At 69.7% G+C, this 238-nt stretch carries 1 protein-coding gene; it reads left to right on the top strand.

Translation table 11 applies throughout. The annotated features are described in order from the left end of the window. The coding region (locus tag SB753_RS41055; protein WP_410805677.1) for an alcohol dehydrogenase catalytic domain-containing protein at positions 1-238 on the top strand (238 nt) is incomplete at both ends.

Here is a 238-nt window from a genome sequence, read left to right as displayed (position 1 = left end):
CCTGGTCAGGATCGAGGCTTGTGGCGTCTGCCACACCGACCTGCATGCCGCCGAGGGCGACTGGCCGGTCAAGCCCAACCCGCCCTTCATCCCGGGGCACGAAGGCGTCGGCCATGTGGTGGCGGTGGGCGCGGGCGTGGATTTCGTCAAGGAAGGCGACCGCGTCGGCATCCCCTGGCTGTACTCGGCCTGCGGCCACTGCGAGCACTGCCTGGGCGGATGGGAAACGCTGTGCGAG

Origin of the sequence: Paraburkholderia sp. SIMBA_053, assembly GCF_046534895.1 — a bacterium.
Classification (GTDB): domain Bacteria; phylum Pseudomonadota; class Gammaproteobacteria; order Burkholderiales; family Burkholderiaceae; genus Paraburkholderia; species Paraburkholderia caledonica.
This window is presented reverse-complemented; position numbering and strand designations above follow the sequence as displayed.